Origin of the sequence: Variovorax sp. HW608, from assembly GCF_900090195.1 — a bacterium.
GTDB lineage: Bacteria > Pseudomonadota > Gammaproteobacteria > Burkholderiales > Burkholderiaceae_C > Variovorax.
The window spans coordinates 5121728-5146326 of the sequence record NZ_LT607803.1 but is presented as its reverse complement, the minus strand read 5'-3'; the positions used below and the strand labels follow the sequence as shown (position 1 = coordinate 5146326).

Genomic DNA, 24599 nt, shown 5'->3' with positions numbered 1-24599 from the left:
ATGGACGAAGCCGCGCTGCACGACACGTGGGTCCAGGCCTGGCGCGCGCTCCGGGTCGGATCGCCCGACGAGGCGCTGCTGGACGAGCTGCTGGCCGCGCACTGCGAGGCGCATCGCGCCTACCACACGCTCCAGCATCTGGGCGAATGCTTCGCGCTGCTGGAGGCGCAGCCAGGCAGCGCGCAACGCCCGGCCGAAGTCGCGCTCGCCCTCTGGTTCCATGACGCGGTCTACGACGTGCGGCGGCACGACAACGAGGAGCGCAGCGCCGAGTGGGCACGGCGCGCGATGCAGGACGCTGGCGCCGCGCCCGACGCAGCCGAGCGCGTGCATGCGCTCGTGATGGCGACGCGCCACGAGGCGGAGCCCATCGGTGCGGATGCGCGGCTTCTGGTGGACATCGACCTCGCGATCCTCGGCGCACCGGCCGAGCGCTTCGCGGAATACGAAAGGCAGATCCGCATCGAATACGCGCACGTGCCGGCCGAGGTCTTCGAAACACGGCGCCGCGAGAAACTCGCCGGCTTTCTCGCGCGCGATCCGCTCTATCTCACCGCACCGATGCGCGAACGCTTCGAAGCGGCCGCGCGCGCCAACCTGAAGCGCGCGGTCAAGCGCTAGGCACATCCAAAGCGAGCACCCTCCATGAACGACGACCTCGACGAACGCATCCGCTCAGGCAAGGCGCTGAGCGAATCGATGGGCAATTTCCATGTGACCGGCTGGGACCCCGAGCGCAAGGTGCTCTCGGCCGCCTTCACGGTACGGCGCGAGTACTGCCACACCAACGGGACGATCGCGCAAGGCGGCTTCATCACCGCGTGGCTGGACGCGGCGATGGCCCATGCAGTGATCCACGAATCCGATCACAGGCAGACCGTGTTCAGCCTGGAGATCAAGGTCAGCTTCTACGAGAAGGTCGGCCCCGGGGAGGGCCGCACGGAAGCGCGCATCATCCGGCGCGGCAAGCGGGTCGCGTTCCTCGAAGCTTCGCTCTACAACCCGCAAGGCAAGCTGGCGGCGGAAGCGACTTCGACCGGCATCCTCGCCGACCTCTAGGCATAAGACGCCGCCCGGCGCCCTGGGGATGGGCGCGACGAAGAGTCCCTCGCGCCGGAGTCTTGCCTACTTGCTCGCCTGCTTGGCACCCAGCGGCTTGCCCGTATAGCTCAGGGAGGGCAGCTCCGCCTTCGCCTTCTCGGCGGTTTCGAGTTCGACCACGATACGGCCGACCATGACGCCGAAGGACGGCGAGGTCCGGAGGTACTTCGTCTCTCCGGGGGCCAGAACGAAGCTCGCGCTCTTCTCCGTCTCGGTCGAGGTGGCGGCCACGTAGTTGCCGGCCGGGCGATCGACAAAGAAGAAGCCGCCCGGCTTGGAAGTGCCGACGACTTCTCCGTTGAGACGGATGTCCGGCTGGATGGCTGCGCCGAACATCGACGAGGACCGGAAGAAGTAGATCCGGCCCTCACCCTGCTTGATGCTCGGAATGGAACTGGCCATCTCCTGATGCTTGATGCCGGATGCACAACCGGCGAGCACGCTCACTGCGCAGGCGGCAATGGCAAGACGAAGGACACTGCGCTTGGAGGCCGAAATCAAAGTCACTGAAACACTCCTTTGGGTAGTTGCACTGGGGGATCGAGCGGTGAAAAGCGGCCTTCCGCCGGCAGATAGAAGCCGGTGAGCACGTCGGCGCGTACCACCAGGTACGCCTCATGCACCTGCCGCCCTTCAATCGTGAAGACCGAGTCGAGGGGACGGTAGACCTGCCCCTGCAGAAGCTGGCCGATCGGACGCCACTGGCTGCCCGCCGGCAAAGAGCGCGAATAGCCCGTCGCGAGCCGGATCGAGACGTCGGATGGCAATCGAGCGTCATGCGCGGCGAACGAGGCGGCCCCTGCCGAGGGCGCCTCGAGCCGCGCCGGAACGGAGGCCACCATCGGCGCACAGCCGACGAGCGCGGCCGCGACGAGAGTGAAGAGCGCGGCATTTCCGCACGCCCGCAGCCATCGGCCGGACGCGCCGGTGCGCCGGGGACCTGATCCCCGCCCGGTCGTCGATTCGGTTCCCACGGCGCTACTTGGAGACAAGCTTGTCGAGATTGACGGCCTTGCTGGTCGCAAGCAGTTTCCTGGCCTCCGCTTCGTCCGCGGACCTGACAGCGGCACAGCTCAGGTTGGGACGCACCACGAAGTAGCTGGGCGCCCCCTGTCTTGCGTCGAACCTGAGCGAGTCCTCCTTCCACGTCGGCGTGAATCCACCGAAGCATTTCACGCCGAGATAGTGCTCGCCCGCAGCTACCGCGAACTCGGCATGCTCGCCCGAGCCGATGCCGAGCACATCCTTTCCATCCAGCGCGACGATGTATCCATTGGCCGCGCCGACCATGCTGCTGACTCTGACAACCACCACCTTGGAGGCCGCCGAGGAATTCGCCACCTCGGGAAGAGGACCCAGTCGTCCGGAGGTGCTGCCGCATCCGGCGAGAAGTGCTGCGGCGGCAAAAAGTAGTGCGAGCGCTTTCACTGAATTCCTTGTTGTATTGCACGGACCGATGACCGGTTAACGCAACAAGATACAAAAAGATACTGATCGATGCATTGGTGTTAGCCCTGCACTGATGGCTCGGTCGCGGCACCAGCGACCTCATCACCCTCACCGGGCTCAAGTTGCCCGCCTCGTCGGCAGCCTCATCGCCGGCATCATCGTGCGCGACGTGACCGCCACCTTCACCAAGCCGAGGGGCCACCTCTGGCATTGGGCCCACATACGAGTAGGCCAGTACCTGCAGGCTCATCTCCGTTCGCACATGAGGCAGGGCTTGGGTCACGGCCTCGTTTCAAGATCCGTGTCCTTCGGGGCCTACACCTTTGCTGGCTTCTTCCCTAACTTCTGCACATAAGTTTCTTCCGGCCCTATGACCCTCCCGTCGCGGCCCTTCACCTCGACGACAGGGACCGGCTTGCCAGAGTCACGCTCAAGCAACGTCGAATGCGGCTCCGAACGCGCAAACAAATACTGCTCTCCCCATTGCCGGAGCGTCACGATCACCGGAAACAGGGACAGGCCGCGTGGCGTCATTGCATAGTCATGGTAGACGGAGCCATCCGACGCCGGTACTGTCTCCAGCACACCCGCATCCACGAGCATCCTCAGACGCTCGGTCAGGATGTTCCGTGCGATACCCAGGTTCGCCTGGAATTCACCGAAGCGTCGCACACCATCAAAGGCATCGCGAACGATAAGTAGCGACCAGCGATCGCCAATCACATCCGCCGCCCTCGCCACAGGACAAGGCGAATCGCAGAAGTTCTTCCGTCTAGCCATTTCATTTCGCCCCTAAGGACCGCCGGATCTGATGTCGGCTTTTGTTACAAGAACTCCGCTGATAGGTAGTTGCATTTTACAACCACCAAAAGTAGAGTTCGATCCAGTTTCATTACGCAACTACCTGATCTTTCTCACATGACCAGAGAGTTAACGATCGCCAAGGCTCAAATGGCCGCCCCAGACAGTCTCAGAGGCGAACAGCTTTCCGAGTCCCCGGGAATCAGACGGCCCATGTTGCTGTTGCTGGCGGCGTGCGGCACGATGAGCGTGGCCAATGTCTATTACGCACAGCCGCTTCTTGACTCCATTGCCGACGAATTCGCAATCAGTCACGCAGCGGTAGGAGGCGTGATCACATCCATCCATATTGGCTGTGCGTTGGCGGTGCTTCTGGTGGTTCCGCTCGGAGACCTCGTCAACCGCAAACGTTTGATCTGCGCGCAACTCGTCCTGTTGACGGGAGCACTTGGGCTCGTCATCTGGTCGCCTTCATGGATATTGATGCTGATCGGAATGGCGGCCATCGGGTTGCTCGGAACCGCCATGACGCAAGGGCTGATCGCCTACGCCGCGAACATGGCCCAGGAATCAGAACGCGGCCGCGTTGTTGGAACCGTGCAAAGTGGCGTTGTGATCGGCTTGCTTTCGGCCCGTTCGCTCGCAGGCTTTTCCGCTGACGTGTCAGGCTGGCGCACCGTCTACGTCGTTTCGGCCGCACTTTCGCTCCTGATGCTGGTAGTGCTCTCACACGCACTGCCAACGCCCCGCGCCCCCGCACCCAAACTGCATTATTCGAAGCTCTTGGGCTCCATGCTCCAACTGATCCTGAGCGAAAGAACACTGCAGGTGCGCGGAGTTCTTTGCTTGCTGATGTTTGCCGCATTCAGCGTGTTCTGGAGCACCTTGGTCCTGCCGCTCTCGGCAGCCCCGTACTCGATGTCCCACACCACCATTGGAGCATTCGGCCTGATCGGTCTGGTTGGCGCCCTGGCAGCAGCCGGTGCAGGCAGGTGGGCCGACCGTGGACTGGGACAGCCAGCAACCTGTATCGCCCTTCTCTGCATGCTTTTCTCTTGGGCGCCGATTGCTCTTCTGCACCACTCCATGCTGGCCCTGATGCTTGGAATCATCCTGCTCGATCTGGGGGGACAGGCCATTCATGTCATCAACCAGAGCATGATTCTCAACAACAAGCCAGAGACACACAGTCGACTTGTCGCCTGCTACATGCTTTTCTACGCTGCCGGCAGTGGACTTGGCGCCATCGCATCAACCTTCGTTTTCTCCAAGGCAGGTTGGCTCGGCGTATGCGCGCTCGGCTTCTCAATCAGTTCCGTCGCCTTTGCCTTCTGGCTGGCAACCCGCAAACGAATGTGCCGAGGTCAGAACCCATAGCACCAGCCCGGCGAGGGCGCAGCGATTTTTCCGAAACCACCAAGCACACGTTCGTCGACCGGCGAAATGGTGGCATGTCCTGTCTTGCATCCAAGGGAAGTGAGGTCAGCGTGTTCAAAGTGATCATGAGCCCCAGTGGCAATGAAGCCTGGCTACCGCGCGGAAGCTCATTGACCGAGTTGGCACTCGAATTGACGGGGTCGGATCGCATTCCCTTTGGCTGCCGTGCCGGCGCGTGCGGCGCATGCGTCATCGAAGTTCTTGAAGGCCTTTCAAATCTGAGCAACAGGGAGGAAGATCACCTGACGCCGATCAACTCTTTGAACTGGCCGAGTTTGACGACGGTCATCGGAGGAGCCGGCACTGCGACGCGGAACAGCCAACTGGTCGCTCCTGGCTCTTCCTCTTCCTCTTCATTGCGTCCGCTCTTGGATTTCTATCAAGGAGCTTCGGAAAAGATAGGAAGAAGTCGCAAGCGCGATAGCCGATGACGTCGCGCCGGCCGAGGAGATCGACCGGCGCGATGCACATCAGAGGAAGGCTGACCCCAGGACGCGTGTGGTGATCTGCGGATAGAGCCAGTCTGCGCGCGTCCGCCTTCTTGGTGCGGCCGTCAAGTCACAGCCGCACGGACCTCCTCTCCATCGGCTTCATGGGCCCGCATCCATGCGTCGACCTGCTCGCGCTCGGCGCGCGCGTAGTGCAGGCCGAGCTTGGAGCGGCGCCACAGCACGTCGTCGCCGCTCACCGCCCATTCCTCGCTTCGCAGGTAGTGCAGCTCGCGCTCGTGCAGGCCGGGCGCGACCGCGGGGCCGAGGTCGTGCATCGAGCGCGCGTCGCCGATGACCTCGGCGATGCGTGCGCCGTAGGCCCGCGCGAGCCGGCGCGCGAGGCCGGCGTCGAGCCAGGGATGGCGTTTCTGCACTTCGGCCACGAAGCGCTCGAAATCGTCGTCGGGCCGCGATGCGCGGCTCGTCCCGCCGATCCATGCCGACAGATCGCCGCCGGCCAGGAACGCGCCTTCGGTCCACGGCTTGCGCGCGTCGCCGAGCATGCGGCCGACTTCATCGGCGGCGTCTTCGGCGAGCTTGCGGAAGGTGGTGATCTTGCCGCCCCACACCGAGAGCAGCGGCGCGGCCGCCGTGTTGGTTTCGAGCAGGTAGTCGCGTGTGACGGCCGACGGATCGCCCGAGGCGTCGTCGAGCAGCGGACGCACGCCGGAGTAGGTCCAGACCACGTCCGAGGGCCGGATCGGCTTCTCGAAATAGCGGCTCGCCTGCGTGCAGAGGTAGTCGATCTCGTCGTCGCCGATGCGCGCCGCGCCGGGGTCGTCGCCGGCGAGCTCGATGTCGGTGGTGCCGATCAGCGTGAAGTCGTCCTGGTACGGGATCGCGAAGATGATCCGCTTGTCGGGGTTCTGGAAGATGTAGGCGTGGTCGTGGGCGAACACGCGCGGCACCACGATGTGGCTGCCCTTGACCAGCCGCAGGTGCCGGGTGGCGAGCGCCTCGTCGCGCGCCGGGCGCGCCACGCCGCGCAGGAAGGCTTCGGCCCACGGGCCCGCCGCATTGACGACCGCGCGGGCGCGCACGGTGCGCTGCCCTTCGGGGCCTTCGAGCACGGCCGTCCACTTGTCCGCGCTGCGCTGCGCGCTCACGCAACGGGTGCGGGTGAGCACTTCGGCGCCGCGTCCGCGCGCGTCCAGCGCGTTCAGCACCACCAAACGCGCATCGTCCACCCAGCCATCCGAATAAACGAAGCCGCGCTTGAACGCGCTTTTGAGCGGTTCGCCGGCCGGATGCTTTCGCAGATCGACGCTGCGCGAAGCGGGCAGCACCTCGCGCCGGGCCAGGTGGTCGTACATGAACAGGCCCAGGCGGATCATCCACGCGGGACGCATCGAGGGGTCGTGCGGCATCACGAAGCGCAGCGGCCACATGATGTGCGGCGCGCTCTTGAGCAGCACTTCGCGCTCCTGCAGCGCCTTGCGCACGAGCGAGAATTCGAAGTACTCCAGATAGCGCAGCCCGCCATGGATCAGCTTGGTGGACGACGAGGACGTGTGGGCCGCGAGATCGTCCTTCTCGCAGAGGACGACGCGCCAGCCGCGCCCCGCGAGGTCGCGCGCGATGCCGCAGCCATTGATGCCGCCGCCGACGATCAGGACGTCGCAGTCGGTCTCTGACCCGGCGCAGGGGTCTGCAGGGCGGCTTGAAGAAGCGCGATTCGAGGGATATTCGTGTTCGAATATTTTCATATTGGTTCCTTAAGGTGCGATTTTCGTCGGCGTTAACCCTCAAGTCCATTCGTTTCTTTTCGTTTTAAATTCGTTCGCGCCCTGCGCTGCGCCTGCTCCCCGTGAATTCCAACCCCAGACAACTCAAACTGCTGAACACCGTGCGCTCGCGCGGGTCGATCCACGTCGACGAGCTGGCCAGCATGCTCGGCGTCACCCTGCAGACGGTGCGCCGCGACGTCCAGCGGCTGGCCGACGAAGGGCTGCTCGCGCGCTTTCATGGCGGCGTGCGGGTGCCGAGCTCCACCACCGAGAACATCGGCTACCAGCAGCGCGAGAACCTGCATGCCGAAGGCAAGGCGCGCATCGCGCGCGCGGTGGCGGCCAAGGTGCCGAACGACTGCTCGCTGATCCTCAACATCGGCACTACCACCGAGGCGATCGCCAAGGCGCTGCTGGGCCACACCGGTCTGCGCGTGATCACCAACAACCTCAATGTCGCGACGATCCTGAGCGGCAATCCGAACTGCGAGGTGATCGTGGCCGGCGGCTCGGTGCGGCTGCGCGACCGCGCGATCGTCGGCGAGGCGACGATGGATTTCATCCGGCAGTTCAAGGTCGACATCGCGCTGATCGGCGTGTCGAGCATCGAGGCCGATGGCACGCTGCGCGACTTCGACCTGCGCGAGGTGAAGGTGGCGCAGACCATCATCGCGCAGGCGCGCGAGGTGTGGCTGGCCGCCGATGCGAGCAAGTTCAACCGGCCTGCGATGATCGAGCTGGCGAAGCTGTCGCAGATCGACTGCCTGTTCACCGATGCGGAGCCGCCGCCGCCCTTCCCGGATCTGATCGAACGCGCGCAAGTGCGTTGTGTCGTCGCCCGGGAACACTGAAGGACCCTTTCATGACCTACCTGCTCGCCCTCGACCAGGGCACATCGAGCTCACGCAGCATCGTGTTCGACCGCGACGGCCGCATCGTCGCCATCGCGCAGCGCGAGCTGACGCAGATCTATCCGCAGCCCGGCTGGGTGGAGCACGACGCGATGCAGATCTGGAACGACCAGCTCGCCACCGCGCGCGAGGTGCTCGCCAAGGCGAAGCTGACTGCGAAGGACATCCACGCGATCGGCATCACGAACCAGCGCGAAACCACGGTGGTGTGGAACCGCAAGACCGGGCAGCCGGTGCATCACGCGATCGTCTGGCAGGACCGCCGGGCCGAGCCGCTGTGCGCGCGGCTGCGCGAGGACGGCATGGCGGGCACGATCCAGGAGAAGACGGGGCTCGTGATCGACGCCTATTTCTCGGCCACCAAGCTGCGCTGGCTGCTCGACAGCGTGCCCGGCGTGCGCGCGCAGGCGGAGCGCGGCGAACTGGCCTTCGGCACGATCGACAGCTGGCTCGTCTGGCAGCTCACCGGCGGCACGGTGCACGCCACCGACGTGAGCAATGCCTCGCGCACGATGCTCTTCAACGTGCACAGCAACCAGTGGGATACCGATCTGCTGAAGGCGCTCGACATCCCCGCTTCGCTGATGCCTCATGTAAAGCCGTCGAGCGCCCATTTCGCCGACACCGCGGCGGGCCTGTTCGATCGCGCCCTGCCGATCGGCGGCGTGGCGGGCGACCAGCAGGCCGCCCTCTTCGGCCAGGCCTGCTTCCAGGCCGGCATGGCGAAGAACACTTACGGCACCGGTTGCTTCCTGCTGATGCACACGGGCGGCGACTTCCAGCCCTCGCGCAACGGCCTCCTGGTGACCAGCGCCGCGCAGACCAGCGCGAAGCCGCAGTACGCGATGGAAGGCAGCGTGTTCGTCGGCGGCGCGGTGGTGCAGTGGCTGCGCGACGGGCTGAAGGCCATCCCCGGCAGCGCGCATGTGCAGGCGCTGGCCGAAAGCGTGCCGGATGCGGGCGGCGTGATGATGGTGCCGGCCTTCACCGGGCTCGGCGCGCCCTACTGGAACGCCGAGGCGCGCGGCATCATCACCGGCCTGACGCGCGGCACCACGGTGGCGCACATCGCGCGCGCGGCGCTGGAGAGCATCGCCTACCAGAGTGCCGCATTGCTGCAGGCGATGAGCCGCGATGCGGTCGCCGCCGGCGGCACGCCGGTGGCCGAATTGCGCGTGGATGGCGGCGCGTGCGTGAACAACCTGCTGATGCAGTTCCAGGCCGACCTGCTGGGGATTCCGGTGGTGCGGCCGGAGGTGACCGAAACCACCGCGCTCGGCGCCGCGTATCTTGCGGGACTTTCGACCGGCTACTACAAGGACGTGAGCGAGCTCTCGAAGCTCTGGCGCGTCGAGCGCCGCTTCATGCCGACGCTCGGCCGCGAGAAGGCCGACGAAGCCATGGCGCGCTGGGAGCGCGCCGTGCGCCAGGCGACCGCCGCGTAGTTACTGTGCCGGGACGAGGAAGTCCTGGCTGATGCGCCAGCCGAGTTCGTTCACCCGATCGAGGAACTGCGTGAGATACGCATGCAGCCCGGTCGAGAGGATCTCGTCCACCGTCGCGTACTGAAGATCCGCCAGCAGCTTGCCCGCACGGCGCTGCGTCTCGGCGCTCTGGTCGTTCTTGACCTTGTCGAGGTTGTCCACCACTTCGACGAGGCTCGCGTGCAGTGAACGCGGCATGTCCGCGCGCAGGATCAGCAACTCGGCCACGCGCTCGGGCTTGATCACGTCGCGGTAGACCTTGCGATAGACCTCGAAGGCGGAGACGCTGCGCAGGATCGCGCTCCAGTGATAGAAGTCGTACTCCTGGTCTTCCTCGGTCGCGGTGCCGAAGAACTCGCTGTTGAGCGCGTGGAACTTCACGTCCACCAGCCGGGCCGTGTTGTCGGCGCGCTCGAGGAAGGTGCCCAGGCGCGAGAAGTAGAAGGCCTCGTCCTGCAGCATGGTTCCCGCCGTCACGCCGCGCGAGAGGTGCGAGCGGAACTTCACCCATTCGAAGAACTGCGCCGGGTCGCGGTCGAGGTCGCCGGCGCGCAGCATGCGGTTGACTTCGAGCCAGGTGGTGTTCTGCGTCTCCCAGGCCTCGGTGGTGAGCGTGCCGCGCACCGCGCGGGCATTCTCGCGCGCCGCGCGAAGGCACGAGAGGATCGACGACGGGTTCGACTCGTCCCTGACCATGAACTCCATCACCTCGTCGGGCGTGATCTGGTCGTGCTTCTCGTTGTACGTCGGCAGCAGTTCGCTGATCGACAGCAGCCCCTGCCAGCCGTACTTGGCGACCTGGGCCGATTGCGGCAGCAGCGAGGTCTGGTAGTTGACGTCGAGCATGCGCGCGGTGTTCTCGGCGCGCTCGGTGTAGCGCGACATCCAGTAGAGGTGATCGGCGGTGCGTGACAACATGATCTGAAGGCTCCCGATCAGGACGTTTGCGTTTGAGTTTGTGTCTGGGACTGGCCTTGCGGGCGCGGCGCGGCGCTGCGCTCGGCTTCGAGGATCCAGGTGTCCTTGGTGCCGCCGCCCTGCGACGAGTTGACCACCAGCGAGCCTTCCTTGAGCGCGACGCGCGTGAGGCCGCCGGGCACCATCTGCACCTCCTTGCCCGACAGCACGAAGGGCCTGAGGTCGATGTGGCGCGGCGCAATGCCGGCGTCGACGAAGGTGGGCGAGCTCGACAGGCTCAGCGTCGGCTGCGCGATGTAGCCGTCGGGCTTGGCGAGCACCGCCTTCTTGAAGTCCTCGATCTCGCCCTGCGTCGCGGCGGGGCCGATGAGCATGCCGTAGCCGCCCGCGCCGTGCACTTCCTTGACCACCAGGTCCTTCATGTTCGCGAGGGTGTAGTCGAGGTCGTCCTTGTTGCGGCACATGTAGGTGGGCACGTTCTTCAGGATCGGCTTCTCGCCGAGGTAGAACTCGATCATCTTCGGCACGTAGGGGTAGATCGACTTGTCGTCCGCGACGCCGGTGCCGACCGCGTTGCAGATGACGACGTTGCCTTCGCGGTAGGCGCGCATCAGTCCGGTGCAGCCGAGCGTCGAAGTCGGGCGGAACACCTCGGGGTCGAGGAAGTCGTCGTCCACGCGGCGGTAGATGACGTCGACGCGCCTCGGCCCGCGCGTGGTGCGCATGTAGACGAAGTTGTCCTTGACGAACAGGTCCTGCCCCTCGACCAGCTCCACGCCCATCTGCTGCGCGAGGAAGGCGTGCTCGAAGTAGGCGCTGTTGTACATGCCGGGCGTGAGCACGACGACGGTCGGCTCGGCCGTGGCCGGCGGCGCCGAGGCGCGCAGGGTTTCGAGCAGCAGGTCGGGATAGTGCGCGACCGGCGCGATGCGGTTCTGGCTGAACAGCTCGGGGAAGAGCCGCATCATCATCTTGCGGTTCTCCAGCATGTAGCTCACGCCGCTGGGCACGCGCAGGTTGTCCTCGAGCACGTAGTACTCGCCGTTGCCGCTGGCGTCGGGCGCGCGCACGATGTCGATGCCGGAGATGTGCGAATAGACATCGTTGGGCACCTTCACGCCGGCCATCTCGGGCCGGTACTGGGCGTTCTTCAGGATCTGGTCGGCGGGGATGACACCGGCCTTGATGATTTCCTGGTCGTGGTAGACGTCATGGATGAAGCGGTTGAGCGCGGTGACGCGCTGCACCAGCCCCTGCTCCATCGAGGCCCACTCGTGCGCGGGAATGATGCGCGGCAATAGGTCGAAGGGGATCAGGCGCTCGGTGCCCGACCCGTCCTCGTCCTTCGCGCCGTAGACGGCGAAGGTGATGCCGACCCGGCGGAAGATCATTTCCGCCTCTTCGCGCCGCGAACGCATCACCGCTTCGGGTTGCTTCGCGAGCCATTGGTCGTATCGCTTGTAGTGGCTCCGGACGGCAGCGCCGTGGTAGGGAACCTGTTCATACATCTCGTCGAATTTGTGCATGGACGACCAATCTCCTTGACCATAGCTTAGCAAGTTCAAGGCCAAACTTCGGCGCCCGATGGGGGAAACGAGGGGTCCGGACGGCGGTCTTGCGCCCCATCAGTCCATCTGGTGGTGCCAGTAGCGGCGCGCGGTGCTTCTGTGGCAAGCCACTTCGCCCGGCGCCGCGCTGGACCATGTCGCGGCGCCGCAATGGGGCGTGTCGACGAGCCCGATGCCATGGTCCGCATAGCGTCCCACCACGTCGGGCGCCGGATGCCCGAAGCGGTTGCGCCAGCCCGCCTGGACGATCGCAAGGCGCGGCTGCACCGCGTCGAGCAGCAGCGGGCTCGACGACGTCTTGCTCCCGTGATGCGGCACGAGCAGCAGGTCGGCCGCCACCCGGTCGGCATGGCGGGCGACCAGCGCAGCCTCCTGCGCCCGCTCGATGTCGCCGGCGAGCAGCGCCGTCGCGCGGCCGTTGCCGATGCGCAGCACGCAGGAGATCGCATTGGGCCTGGTGAAACCGGCGTAATCGCTTTCCGCGGGATGGAGGATCTCGAAATCCACGCCGTCCCAGCGCCAGCGCTGCCCGGCGATGCAGCGCTCCGCCGCGCGCAGCGCCTGCAGCGGATGGTCGGCCTCGATCGAGCTGAGCAGCCTCGCCTGCGGCTGCATCGCCAGCACCGCCGCCGCGCCGCCGGTGTGGTCCGCGTCGCGGTGGCTCAGGACGACGGTGTCCAGCCGGTCGCCGAGGGCGCGCAGCAGCGGCACCAGCACGCGGTGGCCGGCATCGTTGTCGAGGCTGTAGCGGGGCCCGGCGTCGTACAGCAGGCTGTGCGAGGCAGTGCGCACCAGGACCGCGTTGCCCTGCCCGATGTCGGCGGCCAGCAGCTCGAACTCGCCCGCCGCCGGTCGCAGCGGCTGCCAGAGCAGCACCGGCGCCAAGAGCGGCAGCCCCAGCGCGCGAACCGACCACGGCAGGCGCATGGCGGACACGATGCCGCCCAGGACGCCCGCTGCCGCCATCCATAGCGGCGGCGTCGGCATCGACAGCGTGGCGAACGGCCAGTTCGCGAGCCACTGCAGCACCCACGACAGCGCCTGCATCGCCCAGGAAGCGAGCTGCCACAGCCAGGGCGCCAGCAGGCCGAGCATGGAAAGCGGCGTGACCACCAGCGTCACCCACGGGATGGCGACCAGGTTGGCCGGCAGCCCGACCAGCGAGACCTGCTGGAACAGCAGCAGCGTCAGCGGCGTCAGCGCCAGCGTGACGACCCACTGCGCACGCAGCAGGCGCAAGACGCGCCCCGCAACGCCCGCGGGCCCCTCGTCCGGCGCCCCGTTGCCGGCGGCGAAGAGAACCCCCACGGCGACGAAGCTCAGCCAGAAGCCCGGCTGCATCAGGGCCCACGGATCGATCGCGACCACCGCCGTGCAGCCCGCGAGCCAGGTCAACGGCCAGGGCCACTGCCGCCCGGCCAGACGAAGAAGCGCGACGACCGCGAGCATCCAGACCGTGCGCTGCGAGGGCACGCCCCAGCCGCTGAACGCCGCATAGAGCGCAGCGAGCGCCACGCCGCCGGCGAGCCCCGCATGCTGCGCCGGCCAGCAAAGCATCAGCCCCGGGCGACGGCGCCACAGAGCCTCGGCCGCCAACGCGGCGAGCCACGCGAACATCGTGATGTGCAAGCCCGAGATCGCCACCAGGTGGGCGACGCCGGTGGCGCGAAAGACGTCCCAGTCGGCGCGCTCGATCGCGTTCTGGTCGCCGGTGACCATCGCGGCGATCACGCCGGCGCTCTGGCGGTCGGCGATGCGCTGCAGGATCGCATCGCGCACCGCCTCCCGGGCGCGCTCGACCGGATGGCGCCAGGTCGCCCCGATGCGCTCCGGCGCTCTATCCCGGACATTCGCCCGCACGTAGCCCGTCGCCTGCTCGCCCTGCTCCCACAGGCGCAACTCGTAGTCGAAGCCATGCGGGTTGAGGGTGCCGTGCGGCGCCTTCAGCCGCACCGGGAGGCGCCATCGTTCACCGGCATGCGCCGATGCGGGCAGCTCGCCGCCCGCGTCGGCATACCAGCCGAGCGAAATGCGCGGCGGCACGGCGGGCGGCGCGCGCCCGTCGTCCGTCGTGCCCGGCCAGCGCGCCGATTCGACTTCGAGCGCGAAGCGCAATTCGCTTTCGTTGCGCAGCGGCATCTGGGCGACCACGCCGGTCACGACCAGATCGCGGCCCTCGAACGCCGCGGGCAAGGCATTGGCCGCAAAGCTCACCGCGCGCCAGCCCGCAAGCCCGCTGCCGGCCATGCCGCCGAGCAGCAGCGCCGCCGGCAGCACGAGCGCGCCGCGCCGCATCCGCTCCAGCGGGCGCAATGCCAGCCACCCGGCCAACGCAGCCGCCAAGAGCGCCGCATAGACGGCTTCGCGCCACAGCGCCGCCTGCTGCAATTGCAACGCCGTTCCGAGCACGAAACCCGCCATCGCGGCCACCACGCGCAGGCCGCGCACATCCCATCCCTGCATACCGCAATCCGCTCCCTAGCACGCCTTTGTGGCGCGCTAATTGCTATTCGTGTCGGCTAGTATGCGTCTCACCCGAGGCACGACCGACGCACTGAACAACATGTCCATTCACGCCGCGCTCCACCACGTCACCCACTACAAGTACGACCGTCCGGTGCAATTGGGCCCCCAGGTCATCCGCCTGCGACCCGCGCCGCACTGCCGGAGCAACGTGATCTCTTATTCGCTCCGGGTCGAGCCCGAGCAGCACTTCATCAACTGGCAGCAGGACCCGTTCGCGAACTACCTCGCGCGGCTGGTGTTCCCCGAGAAGGCGACGGCCTTCAAGATCACGGTCGACCTCGTCGTCGAGATGGCGGTCTACAACCCCTTCGACTTCTTCCTCGAACCGCAGGCCGAGAACTTCCCGTTCAAGTACACCGAGGCGCAGGCGCAGGAACTCGCGCCCTACCTGGTCGCCGATGCGCCCACGCCGCTGGTCCAGGCCTACCTCGACCGGATCGATCGCAAGGAACAACGCACCATCGATTTCCTGGTCTACCTCAACCAGCAGGTGCAAAAGGACGTCAACTACCTGATCCGCATGGAGCCCGGCGTGCAGACGCCGGAGGAGACCCTCGCCAAGGGTTCGGGCTCCTGCCGCGATTCGGGCTGGCTGCTGGTGCAGCTGCTGCGGCACTGCGGCCTCGCGGCGCGCTTCGTCTCGGGCTACCTGATCCAGCTCACGCCGGACGTGAAGTCGCTCGACGGCCCGAGCGGCACCACGGTCGACTTCACCGACCTGCACGCCTGGTGCGAGGTCTACCTGCCGGGCGCCGGCTGGATCGGGCTCGATGCCACCTCGGGCCTCCTGGCCGGCGAAGGCCACATCCCGCTCGCCTGCACGCCGACGCCGTCGAGCGCCGCGCCGATCGAAGGCGCGGTGGACGAGGCCGAGGTCGATTTCGGCCACGAGATGAAGGTCACCCGCATCTACGAATCGCCGCGCGTGACCAAGCCCTACACCGAGGAGCAGTGGGAAGACGTGCTCGCGCTCGGCGAGGCGGTGGACAAGCGCCTGAAGGCCGGCGACGTGCGCCTGACCATGGGCGGCGAGCCCACCTACGTCGCCACCACCGACCGCGACGCGCCCGAGTGGAACACCGATGCGCTCGGCCCCACCAAGCGCGGCTACGCGACCGAGCTGGTGCAGAAGCTGCGCGCCGAATACGGCGAAGGCGGCTTCCTGCACTTCGGCCAGGGCAAGTGGTATCCGGGCGAGCAACTGCCGCGCTGGGCGCTGTCGATCTTCTGGCGTGCCGATGGCGAAAGAATCTGGCACAACCCCGAGCTCTTCGCGGACGAGCGCCACCCCACCCACTACACGAGCGAGGATGCGCGCCGCTTCACCACGGCGCTGGCCACGCGGCTCGGCCTGACCGAGCGCTACATCCAGCCGGGCTACGAGGACGTCTACTACTACCTCTGGCGCGAACGCCGCCTGCCGGTGAACGTGGACCCCTTCGACTCGAAGCTCGACGACGAGATGGAGCGCATGCGGCTACGACGGGTGTTCACGCAGAAGCTGGACGCGGTGATCGGCTACATGCTGCCGATCGAGGCCTCGAACGCCGACGGCGATGCACCCGCCCTCGCCGGCCCCGGCTGGAAGACCGGCCCCTGGTTCCTGCGCGATGACCGGCTCTACCTCATGCCCGGCGATTCGCCGATGGGCTTGCGCCTGCCGCTCGATTCGCAGCCGTGGGCCAGCAAGGGTGACTACCCCTACCTCGTCGAGCGCGACCCGACCGCGCCGCGCAGCGGGCTGCCGACCGCGGCCGACTACCGCTCGCGCTATGCCGGCGCGTTCGGCGCCGGCGACGCCGATCGCAGCGCAGTGCCTTACGACTTCGGCGCGCCCCGGGCCACGCCCGCCGCGCTGCGCATGCAGTCGCCGGGCGAAGGCGCGGGCTTGCGCGATGCGACGCAGGACCCGACCGTACCGCGCCAGCCGCGTCGCGGCGAATCCGCCCACTGGATCACGCGCACCGCCCTGTGCGTCGAAGTGCGCGACCCGCGCCGCGCCAACGGGCCGGCGGCCGAAAAGGTCGGCAACGCCTCGGGCGTGCTCTACGTGTTCATGCCGCCGCTGGCGCGGCTGGAGGACTACCTCGACCTGGTTGCCGCGGTCGAAGCCACGGCCGAGGAGCTCGGCGTCAAGATCGTCATCGAAGGCTATCCGCCGCCGCGCGATCCGCGCCTCAAGCTGCTGCAGGTGACGCCCGACCCCGGCGTGATCGAAGTCAACATCCATCCGGCGCACAACTGGGGCGAGCTGGTCGCGCACACCGAGTTCCTCTACCACGCGGCCTTCGAGACGCGCCTGTCGGCCGAGAAGTTCATGACCGACGGCCGCCACACCGGCACCGGCGGCGGCAACCACTTCGTGCTCGGCGGCGCGACACCGGCGGACAGCCCCTTCCTGCGCCGGCCCGAACTGCTCGCGAGCCTGCTGCTGTACTGGCACAACCACCCGTCGCTGAGCTACCTGTTCTCGGGCCTCTTCATCGGCCCCACGAGCCAGGCCCCGCGCGTGGACGAGGCGCGCAACGACCAGCTCTACGAGCTGGAGATCGCGCTCAAGGAAATCGCCCGCAGCCGCGAGATCCACGGCCAGGACATGCCCGCATGGCTGGTGGACCGCACGCTGCGCAACATCCTCATCGACGTCACCGGCAACACGCACCGCAGCGAGTTCTGCATCGACAAGCTCTACTCGCCCGACTCGAGCACCGGCCGCCTCGGGCTGCTCGAGCTGCGCGCGTTCGAGATGCCGCCGCACGCACGCATGAGCGTGGCGCAGCAACTGCTGCTGCGCGCGCTGGTCGCCCGCTTCTGGGACGCGCCCTACACCGCACCGGCCACCCGCTGGGGCACCGAGCTGCACGACCGCTTCCTCTTGCCCACCTTCGTGAAGATGGACTTCGAGGACGTGATCAGCGAAATGCGCCAGGCCGGCTTCGCCTTCGATCCGAACTGGTTCGCGCCGCATTTCGAGTTCCGCTTCCCGCTGGTCGGGCAGGTGCAGGCGATGGGCGTGGAACTGTCGCTGCGCAACGCGCTCGAACCGTGGCACGTGATGGGCGAGGAAGGCGCGGCCGGCGGCACGGCGCGCTACGTGGATTCGTCGCTCGAACGTGTCGAGATCCGCGTCACCGGCATGAACGAGAGCCGCCATGTCATCACCGTCAACGGCCAGGCGCTGCCGTTGCAGCCCACCGGCACCGCCGGCGAGTTCGTCGCCGGGGTGCGCTACAAGGCATGGAATCCGCCCTCGTCGCTGCATCCGACCATCGGCGTGCATGCGCCGCTCACCTTCGACATCGTCGACACCTGGATGAAGCGCTCGCTGGGCGGCTGCCAGTACTTCGTCGCGCATCCGGGCGGGCGCAACTACGAGACCTTCCCGGTCAACGCCTACGAAGCCGAAAGCCGCCGCCACGCGCGCTTCTCGCGCATGGGCCACACGCCGGGCCTGATGACCACGCCGCCGGCGACGATCGAGATCAGCGGCAGCCGCGAGTTTCCGTATACGCTGGATCTGCGGCGCTAGCCACTTCATCGGCGAATCAGCTTTGCATGTCCGCGGTGTGACAATCGGCGCAACGTGGACTCACAGAACACATCCCTCTTCGATGCGCAGGCCCTGGAGGCACCGGCCGAGCTGGCATCCGCCCTCGCGCCGCCGGCCGCGCCGGGGCATTTCGACGAACTGCGCGACATCGCCACGCCGCAGACCACCCCGCGCCTGGGCACGCCTTCGCAGCCCGCGCCGCTCTATGACGCCGCCTCGGTGCCGCCCGCCGCACCGGCGTCCGACGAGAGCGATCTCGCGCCGGGCGAACATGCACCGCTGGCACCGGCCTGGGCCGGCTTCTTCGAGAACCTCGGCCCCGACGGCTTCGACGACCTGCCGCGCCGCGCGGTCAGCCTGGAGCGGCAGATCCGCGACAACGGCGTCACCTACAACGTCTATGCCGACGCCGTCCACGGCCCGCAGCGGCCGTGGTCGCTCGATCTCTTTCCGCTGATCGTCTCGCCCGAGAGCTGGGCGCAGATCGAGACCGGCGTGCAGCAGCGCGTGCGCCTGCTCGATCGCGTGATGGCCGATGTCTACGGTCCGCAGCAACTGCTGTCCGAAGGGCTGCTGCCGCCCGCGCTGGTGCAGGGCAATCCGGGCTACCTGCGCGCCATGCACGGCGTGAAGCCGCCCGGCGACACCTGGCTGCACATCACCGCCTTCGACCTCGCGCGCGGCCCGGACGGCAACTGGTGGGTGGTCTCGCAGCGCACGCAGGCCCCTTCGGGCCTCGGCTACCTGCTGGAGAACCGCCTGGCGATCGCGCGCCAGTTCCCGCAGGCCTTCGAGAACCTGCACGTGCAGCGGCTCGCCGCGACCTACCACGCGATGATGGAAGGCCTGCAGCAGATGTGCCCCGCCGGCCAGCCGCCGCACATCGCGCTGCTGACGCCGGGGCCGTACAACGAAACCTACTTCGAGCACGCCTACCTGTCGCGCTACCTCGGCATCACGCTGGTCGAGGGCAGCGACCTCACGGTGCGCGACCAGCGCCTCTACCTGAAGACGCTGCAGGGCCTCAGGCCTGTGCACGGCCTCATCAAGCGGCTGGACGACCAGTTCCTCGACCCGCTGGAACTGCGCCCCGATTCCACGCTGGGCGTGCCCGGGCTGCTGCAGGCGATCCGCGCCGGCAACGTGCTGGTGGCCAACATGCCGGGCTCGGCCTTCCTCGAATCGCCGGCGCTGCTGGGTTTCCTGCCCGCGCTGGCGCGCCGGCTGCTGGACGAAAAACTGCAACTTCCTGCGCTGCCGACCTGGTGGTGCGGCGAGCGCGCCGCGATGGAAGCGGTGCTGCCGCTCATCTCCGACTCCGCGATCAAGGCCACCTACCCCGGCGACGATTCGCACACCAGCTTCCCTGCGGTGCTCGGCACCCGCATGGACCGCCGAGAGCTCGACGAGTGGGCCGGCCGCATCCTGCGCCAGGGCGACGAGCACACGGTGCAGAGCTACCTGCCGCTGTCGCAGATGCCGACCTGGACAGAGGACCTCGGCCGCGGCCACATCGCGCCGCGCGCGGTGGTGCTGCGCGTCTTCGCGATCAGCGACGGCCCGCGCTCGTGGCGCGTGCTGCCCGGCGGTCTAGCGCGGCTGGCCGGCCCGGACGCGCAGATCGCCTCCATGCAGCGCGGAGGCAGCAGCGCCGACGTCTGGGTGCAGACGCTCGGCGAGGTCGACATGACCACGCTGCTGCACTCGCACACGACGCCGGCCTCGCTCGCACGGCACCGCGCACCGGTCACCAGCCGCGCGGCGGAGAACATGTTCTGGCTCGGCCGCTACACCGAGCGCGCCGAGAACGCGGTGCGCCTCGCGCGCGTCACGCTCGACCTGCTCGGCGGCGAGGAAGTCTCCTCGCGTGCACTGCTCAACTGGCTGCATCAGCTTGCCGAGCGCAACGCGCTCGTGCCCCGCGAGGTGCCGAGCCTGCCGAAGTCGCGCCGCGTGTTCGAACGCACGCTGATCGCCGAACTCGGCGACGTCGAGCGCGGCGGCAGCGTCGGCTTCAGCCTCAGCTGCGTGCGGCGCTCCGCCGCCGCGGTGCGCGAACGGCTGTCGCAGGACCACTGGAACCAGATCGTGCGCGCCGAGGCCGACTTCCTGCGCCGCAGCGCCGAACAGGCCGGCGAGAAAGGCGAAGCCGGCTACGAGTGCGGCGCGGCGCTGCGCCTGCTCGAATCCGCCAGCGCCGCGCTGGCCGCGATGACCGGCGCGCAGACCGACCGCATGACGCGCGACGACGCATGGCGCCTGCTGTCCATCGGGCGGCACATCGAGCGGCTGGCCTTCCTTTCGAGCGCGCTCACGGCCGGCTTCGAGACCGGCGCGGTGCACGAGGTGGCCGGCTTCGAGGCGATGGTGGCGCTGTTCGACAGCACCATCACCTTCCATGCGCGCTACCAGCAGCGGCGCGACGTCGCGCCCCTGGTCGACCTGCTGGTGCTCGACGGCGACAACCCGCGCTCGCTCGCCTGGGTCACGCACACGCTGCGCAAGCGCATCGCCAAGCTCGCGGGCAGCGCGCCGGGCAAGCTCTCCGCGCTGTCCTACGAACTGCCCGACCCCGACGGCTGGACGCTGGAGCGCCTCTGCGATGCCGGCCCCGAGTCGCAATATGGCGCGCTGCTCGATCTCTGCAGCGCATGCGAGACCGCGGCCTACCATGTGTCGGACGCGATCGGCACGCGCTATTTCACGTTGACCTCCGAATCCCTGCGCTCGGTGGGAGCCTAGCCTGACCATGCTGCTCCACGTCACCCACTCCACGCGCTACGACTACACGCCGCCGGTCGATACCGCGCAGCATCTCGCGCACCTGAAGCCGATGACCACCGCATCGCAGCGGCTGGTGAGCCATGCGCTCAGGATCACGCCGCCGCCGGTGCAGAAGAGCGAATCGCCGGATGTCTTCGGCAACACGCGCACCTTCTTCGCGCTCGATTCGACGCACGAGGAACTCCTCGTCACCGCCGAGAGCGTGGTCGAGACCTCGGTGCCGCAACTGCCCGCCTCGGTGGCGCGCGAGCTGCCGTGGGAAGAGGTGCGCGAGCGCTTCCGCTACGTCAAGGATTCGCACTACGACCCCGCGGCCGAGTTCCTGTTCCCGTCGCGCTACGTGCCGCGCCATGGCGACTTCGCGGCCTATGCACGGCCCAGCTTCGCCGCCGGCCGGCCGACCTTCGACGTGGCGATGGACCTGGCATTGCGCATGTTCAAGGACTTCGGCTACGACGCCGAGAGCACCGAGATCAGCACGCCCGCGATCGAGGCGCTCGCGCAGCGCCGCGGCGTGTGCCAGGACTTCGCGCACATCATGATCGCGTGCATGCGCACGATGGGCCTGCCGGCGCGCTACGTGAGCGGCTACCTGCTCACGCAGCCGTCGCCCGGACAGCCGCGTCTCGTCGGCGCCGATGCATCGCATGCGTGGGTGTCGGTCTACCTGCCCGGCGCCAGCGGACCGGGCGACTGGGTCGACTTCGATCCGACCAACGGCCGCCAGCCCGGCGAGGACTACGTGACGCTCGCGATCGGCCGCGACTATTCCGACGTGTCGCCGATGCGCGGCGTGCTGCACGGCGGCGCGCGCCATTCGCTGCATGTCGGCGTGACGGTGCAGCCGATCGAGGAACGGCTGGGCGAAGCCGTGCTCGCTGCGCGCGCCGAAGCCGGCCCGGTGGCGGACAATCCGCCATCCGCCTTACTGCCACCCGAGAACAAGGACATTCCATGAGCATCCAGGACAAACTCAAGAGCCTCGGCATCACGCTGCCTCCCGTCTCCGTGCCCGCCGCCGCCTACGTGCCTTTCGTGCAGACCGGCAAGCTGGTCTTCCTCTCCGGCCACATCGCCAAGAAGGACGGCAAGCCCTGGGTGGGCCAGCTCGGCGCCAACATGACGACCGAGGAAGGCAAAGAGGCCGCCCGCGCGATCGCGATCGACCTGCTGGGCACGCTCAACGCGGCCGTCGGCAGCCTGGACAAGGTCAAGCGCATCGTGAAGGTGATGAGCCTCGTCAACTCGACCGGCAGCTTCACCGAACAGCACCTCGTGACCAACGGCGCGAGCGAGTTCTTCGCCGAGGTGTTCGGCCCCGAAAAGGGCGCGCATGCGCGCAGCGCCTTCGGCGTGGCCCAGATTCCGTTCGGCGCCTGCGTCGAGATCGAGCTGATCGCCGAAGTCGAGTGAGGCGTTGACAAGGCGTTGGACGACACCGACCGGCACCTGCTGAGCCTGCTGCAAGCCAACGCGCGCGAATCGGCCGCGCGGCTCGCGCGCGAAGGCGTGATCGCCGGCTACGGCGTGCGGCCTGGGCAAGCGCCTGGAGGAAGGCGCGGTGCGCGCCTGCTGCGGCCTGAGCGTTGCACCAAAGATGGGCGCCGCCGTCATGCGCGCACTGGAACGGTTACCCGAGAACCGGCACCGCCAGCCCGCCGGGAAGCTCAATCCAGATGGATCTCGCCGTCGAACCCGACCTTGAGCTGGACGCCGGGGATCTCGAGCGTCATCCTGGCCGGCAGCGCGGCATTGCCGGCGATCGATCCGGCCTGCAGCGCCTTGGCGACGGCCTGCTCGATCTCGCGCTGCGAGCTCACGCCGACCATCTTGAGGAACTTGCGGATGCTGATGTTGAAGCTCTCTTCGTTCATGGCACGCTCCGGGTGAGGACATCGCCGATGGGATTGATTTTCGAATCCGAAGGGTTCAAATTCAACGCCAGGAGCCGCCTTCATGCCTGCCGTGCGCCATGCCGCCGTGTGCGGCCTGTTCTATCCGTCCGCCCCGCGCGAGTTGCGGGAACAGGTCGAGGGCTTTCTGCGTGATGGCGCCGACGAGGACGTGCAAGCGCATCCGCGGCCCAAGCTGCTGATCGCGCCGCACGCCGGCTACGCCTATTCCGGGCCCATTGCCGCGAGCGCCTATGCCCTGCTGCGGCATCCGGACGCACCGCCGATCCGCCGCGTGGTGCTGCTGGGGCCTGCACATCGCGTGTGGGTGAACGGCCTCGCCGCACCGCAAGCGGATGCCTTCCAGACGCCGCTCGGCCGCGTTGCCATCGATCGCGAGATGCTCGACCGCATCGCCGACCTGCCGCAGGTGATCCGCAGCGACCGGGCGCATGCCCAGGAGCATTCCATCGAGGTGCACCTGCCCTTCCTGCAGGCGGCGCTCGGCGAATTCACACTGGTGCCGCTGGTCGTCGGCGACACCGGCGGCGCGGCGGTCGCCGAGGTGCTCGAACGCCTCTGGGGCGGCGACGAAACGCTGATCGTCATCAGCTCGGACCTCTCGCACTACCTGCCCTATGCGAAGGCCAGGCTCGCCGACAAGGCGACCGTGCAGCGCATCCTGCACCTGGATGCCGGACTCACGCCGCACGAGGCCTGTGGATCGGAGGCGATCAACGGCGCCTTGCTGGCTGCAGGTCACCATGGCCTGAAGCCGCGCCTGCTCGATCTGCGCAATTCCGGCGACACCGCGGGCGACCTCGATCGCGTCGTCGGGTACAGCGCGATCGCCTTCGAGGCGTGATCGCGATGGACTCGCCCGCCCGCTGGTGGCACCGCCTCGACGACGGGCGCATCCAGTGCGACCTCTGCCCGCGCGACTGCCGCCTGCACGAAGGCCAGCGCGGGATGTGCTTCGTGCGGCAGCGCGTCGGCGATGCGATGGTGCTCACCACCTACGGGCGCAGCTCGGGCTTCTGCATCGACCCGATCGAGAAGAAGCCGCTCAACCATTTCCTTCCCGGCAGCAGCGTGCTGAGCTTCGGCACCGCGGGCTGCAACCTCGCCTGCAAGTTCTGCCAGAACTGGGACATCTCGAAGAGCCGCGAGCTCGACCGCCTCATGGACGCGGCCTCGCCCGAACGGATCGCAGAAGCCGCCAGGCAGAGCGGCGCCGACAGCGTGGCCTTCACCTACAACGACCCGGTGATCTTCGCCGAGTACGCGATGGATACCGCCGACGCCTGCCATGCGCTCGGGCTGTACAGCGTGGCGGTGACCGCGGGCTACATGCACGCGGAACCGCGCCGCGCCTTCTACGAGCGGATGGATGCGGCGAACGTCGACCTCAAGGGCTTCAGCGAGCGCTTCTACTTCCAGCAGACCGGCGCGCATCTCGCGCCGGTGCTCGATACGCTGCAGTACCTGAAGCACGAAACACGCTGCTGGTTCGAGATCACGACGCTCTTGATTCCGAGCCACAACGACGAGAACGCCGAGATCGAAGCCATGACGCGCTGGATCGCGGACCACCTCGGCCCCGATGTCCCATTGCACCTCACGGCCTTCCATCCGGACTACAAGATGCTGGACGTGCCGCCCACGCCGCCCGCGACGCTGAAGCGCGCCCGCGCCATCGCGCTCGCCAATGGGCTGCATCACGTCTACACCGGCAACGTGCACGACGTCGAAGGCGGCACCACCTTCTGCCCCGGATGCCACGCCGCGCTGGTGCAGCGCGACTGGTACCTCGTGCTGGATTGCGAACTCGACGCAAGCGGCACCTGCCCGCATTGCGGCACGCCGGTCGCCGGCCGCTTCGGGGCGTTCAGGGGCGGCTTCGGCCGGCGGCGGATTCCGGTGCGGCTGGCGGCGTAGCTTGGCGCTCAGCCGCACCCGA

The 24599-nt window shown here is 67.7% G+C and carries 21 protein-coding genes and 1 pseudogene; 13 read left to right on the top strand and 9 right to left on the bottom strand.

Annotation, left to right across the window (positions count from 1 at the left end; all coding sequences use genetic code 11):
* Positions 1-621: an HD domain-containing protein gene (locus tag VAR608DRAFT_RS24435; protein ID WP_088956419.1), complete on the top strand. Its 621-nt coding sequence runs from the start codon at positions 1-3 to the stop codon at positions 619-621.
* A gap of 24 nt (positions 622-645) precedes the next feature.
* Complete coding sequence (locus VAR608DRAFT_RS24430) at positions 646-1059, top strand: PaaI family thioesterase (RefSeq protein WP_088956418.1); 414 nt, start codon at positions 646-648, stop codon at positions 1057-1059.
* Between the two features lie 66 nt (positions 1060-1125).
* Here the strand turns inward: VAR608DRAFT_RS24430 and VAR608DRAFT_RS24425 are convergent, their stop codons facing one another.
* The 4 genes from VAR608DRAFT_RS24425 to VAR608DRAFT_RS24410 all read right to left on the bottom strand — a co-directional run bounded on the left by VAR608DRAFT_RS24425 (position 1126) and on the right by VAR608DRAFT_RS24410 (position 3330).
* Positions 1126-1608 carry a DUF2846 domain-containing protein gene (locus VAR608DRAFT_RS24425; protein ID WP_443082886.1) on the bottom strand — a complete coding sequence of 161 codons (483 nt, stop codon included), beginning with the start codon at positions 1606-1608 and terminating at the stop codon, positions 1126-1128.
* A complete protein-coding gene (locus VAR608DRAFT_RS24420; RefSeq protein ID WP_331713003.1) occupies positions 1605-2075 on the bottom strand; it encodes a hypothetical protein in 471 nt (156 codons plus the stop codon). The genes VAR608DRAFT_RS24425 and VAR608DRAFT_RS24420 overlap by 4 nt, the downstream gene beginning before the upstream one ends.
* Positions 2076-2079: 4 nt before the next feature.
* Positions 2080-2529, bottom strand: coding sequence for a hypothetical protein (locus VAR608DRAFT_RS24415; protein WP_157731110.1), 450 nt, complete (start codon positions 2527-2529; stop codon positions 2080-2082).
* Positions 2530-2865: 336 nt separating this feature from the next.
* Positions 2866-3330 (bottom strand): winged helix-turn-helix transcriptional regulator, encoded by a 465-nt coding sequence (locus tag VAR608DRAFT_RS24410; protein ID WP_088956416.1) that lies wholly within the window; start codon positions 3328-3330, stop codon positions 2866-2868.
* A 234-nt stretch (positions 3331-3564) separates the two neighbouring features.
* Here VAR608DRAFT_RS24410 and VAR608DRAFT_RS24405 point away from each other — a divergent pair, with 234 nt between their 5' ends.
* Together VAR608DRAFT_RS24405 and VAR608DRAFT_RS38115 are read left to right on the top strand one after the other, a co-directional pair.
* Positions 3565-4728, top strand: a complete 1164-nt coding sequence (locus tag VAR608DRAFT_RS24405; RefSeq protein WP_231972948.1) for an MFS transporter — start codon at positions 3565-3567, stop codon at positions 4726-4728.
* 74 nt (positions 4729-4802) lie between these two features.
* On the top strand, positions 4803-5219 hold the full coding sequence (locus VAR608DRAFT_RS38115) for a 2Fe-2S iron-sulfur cluster-binding protein (RefSeq protein WP_231972947.1): 417 nt from the start codon (positions 4803-4805) through the stop codon (positions 5217-5219).
* Between the two features lie 122 nt (positions 5220-5341).
* On the opposite strand, the gene glpD is transcribed toward VAR608DRAFT_RS38115, so the two are convergent.
* Positions 5342-6985 (bottom strand): glycerol-3-phosphate dehydrogenase, encoded by a 1644-nt coding sequence (gene glpD, locus VAR608DRAFT_RS24395; RefSeq protein ID WP_088956415.1) that lies wholly within the window; start codon positions 6983-6985, stop codon positions 5342-5344.
* A gap of 101 nt (positions 6986-7086) precedes the next feature.
* On the opposite strand from glpD, the gene VAR608DRAFT_RS24390 reads away from it, so the two are divergent.
* Both VAR608DRAFT_RS24390 and glpK read left to right on the top strand, forming a co-directional pair.
* Positions 7087-7857, top strand: a complete 771-nt coding sequence (locus VAR608DRAFT_RS24390) for a DeoR/GlpR family DNA-binding transcription regulator (protein ID WP_088956414.1) — start codon at positions 7087-7089, stop codon at positions 7855-7857.
* An 11-nt stretch (positions 7858-7868) separates the two neighbouring features.
* Entirely contained in the window at positions 7869-9362 is a 1494-nt protein-coding gene (gene glpK, locus VAR608DRAFT_RS24385) for a glycerol kinase GlpK (RefSeq protein ID WP_088956413.1), read from the top strand.
* Here the strand turns inward: glpK and VAR608DRAFT_RS24380 are convergent, their stop codons facing one another.
* The 3 genes from VAR608DRAFT_RS24380 to VAR608DRAFT_RS24370 form a co-directional block, all read right to left on the bottom strand.
* Positions 9363-10319, bottom strand: coding sequence for an alpha-E domain-containing protein (locus tag VAR608DRAFT_RS24380; RefSeq protein ID WP_088956412.1), 957 nt, complete (start codon positions 10317-10319; stop codon positions 9363-9365).
* 17 nt (positions 10320-10336) lie between these two features.
* Positions 10337-11845, bottom strand: coding sequence for a circularly permuted type 2 ATP-grasp protein (locus VAR608DRAFT_RS24375; RefSeq protein WP_088956411.1), 1509 nt, complete (start codon positions 11843-11845; stop codon positions 10337-10339).
* Positions 11846-11944: 99 nt separating this feature from the next.
* Positions 11945-14350: a DNA internalization-related competence protein ComEC/Rec2 gene (locus tag VAR608DRAFT_RS24370; RefSeq protein ID WP_231972946.1), complete on the bottom strand. Its 2406-nt coding sequence runs from the start codon at positions 14348-14350 to the stop codon at positions 11945-11947.
* Between the two features lie 100 nt (positions 14351-14450).
* Between VAR608DRAFT_RS24370 and VAR608DRAFT_RS24365 the strand changes: the two genes are divergently transcribed.
* The 5 genes and pseudogenes from VAR608DRAFT_RS24365 to VAR608DRAFT_RS24345 form a co-directional block, all read left to right on the top strand.
* Positions 14451-17942, top strand: coding sequence for a transglutaminase family protein (locus VAR608DRAFT_RS24365; protein ID WP_088958946.1), 3492 nt, complete (start codon positions 14451-14453; stop codon positions 17940-17942).
* Between the two features lie 54 nt (positions 17943-17996).
* On the top strand, positions 17997-20705 hold the full coding sequence (locus tag VAR608DRAFT_RS24360; protein WP_088956410.1) for a circularly permuted type 2 ATP-grasp protein: 2709 nt from the start codon (positions 17997-17999) through the stop codon (positions 20703-20705).
* 7 nt (positions 20706-20712) lie between these two features.
* Positions 20713-21705, top strand: a complete 993-nt coding sequence (locus VAR608DRAFT_RS24355; RefSeq protein WP_088956409.1) for a transglutaminase family protein — start codon at positions 20713-20715, stop codon at positions 21703-21705.
* A complete protein-coding gene (locus tag VAR608DRAFT_RS24350) occupies positions 21702-22160 on the top strand; it encodes a RidA family protein (RefSeq protein WP_088956408.1) in 459 nt (152 codons plus the stop codon). Before VAR608DRAFT_RS24355 ends, VAR608DRAFT_RS24350 begins: the two co-directional genes overlap by 4 nt.
* 15 nt (positions 22161-22175) lie before the next feature.
* Positions 22176-22386 (top strand): annotated as a pseudogene (locus tag VAR608DRAFT_RS24345) (Lrp/AsnC family transcriptional regulator); the annotation flags it as partial.
* 28 nt (positions 22387-22414) lie between these two features.
* Here VAR608DRAFT_RS24345 and VAR608DRAFT_RS24340 read toward each other — a convergent pair.
* A complete protein-coding gene (locus tag VAR608DRAFT_RS24340; RefSeq protein WP_088956407.1) occupies positions 22415-22621 on the bottom strand; it encodes a DUF6494 family protein in 207 nt (68 codons plus the stop codon).
* A gap of 82 nt (positions 22622-22703) precedes the next feature.
* On the opposite strand from VAR608DRAFT_RS24340, the gene amrB reads away from it, so the two are divergent.
* Together amrB and amrS are read left to right on the top strand one after the other, a co-directional pair.
* Positions 22704-23504 (top strand): AmmeMemoRadiSam system protein B, encoded by an 801-nt coding sequence (amrB, locus tag VAR608DRAFT_RS24335; RefSeq protein ID WP_088956406.1) that lies wholly within the window; start codon positions 22704-22706, stop codon positions 23502-23504.
* A gap of 5 nt (positions 23505-23509) precedes the next feature.
* Positions 23510-24577 carry an AmmeMemoRadiSam system radical SAM enzyme gene (gene amrS / locus VAR608DRAFT_RS24330; RefSeq protein WP_088958945.1) on the top strand — a complete coding sequence of 356 codons (1068 nt, stop codon included), beginning with the start codon at positions 23510-23512 and terminating at the stop codon, positions 24575-24577.
* The last annotated feature ends 22 nt before the right edge of the window (positions 24578-24599 follow it).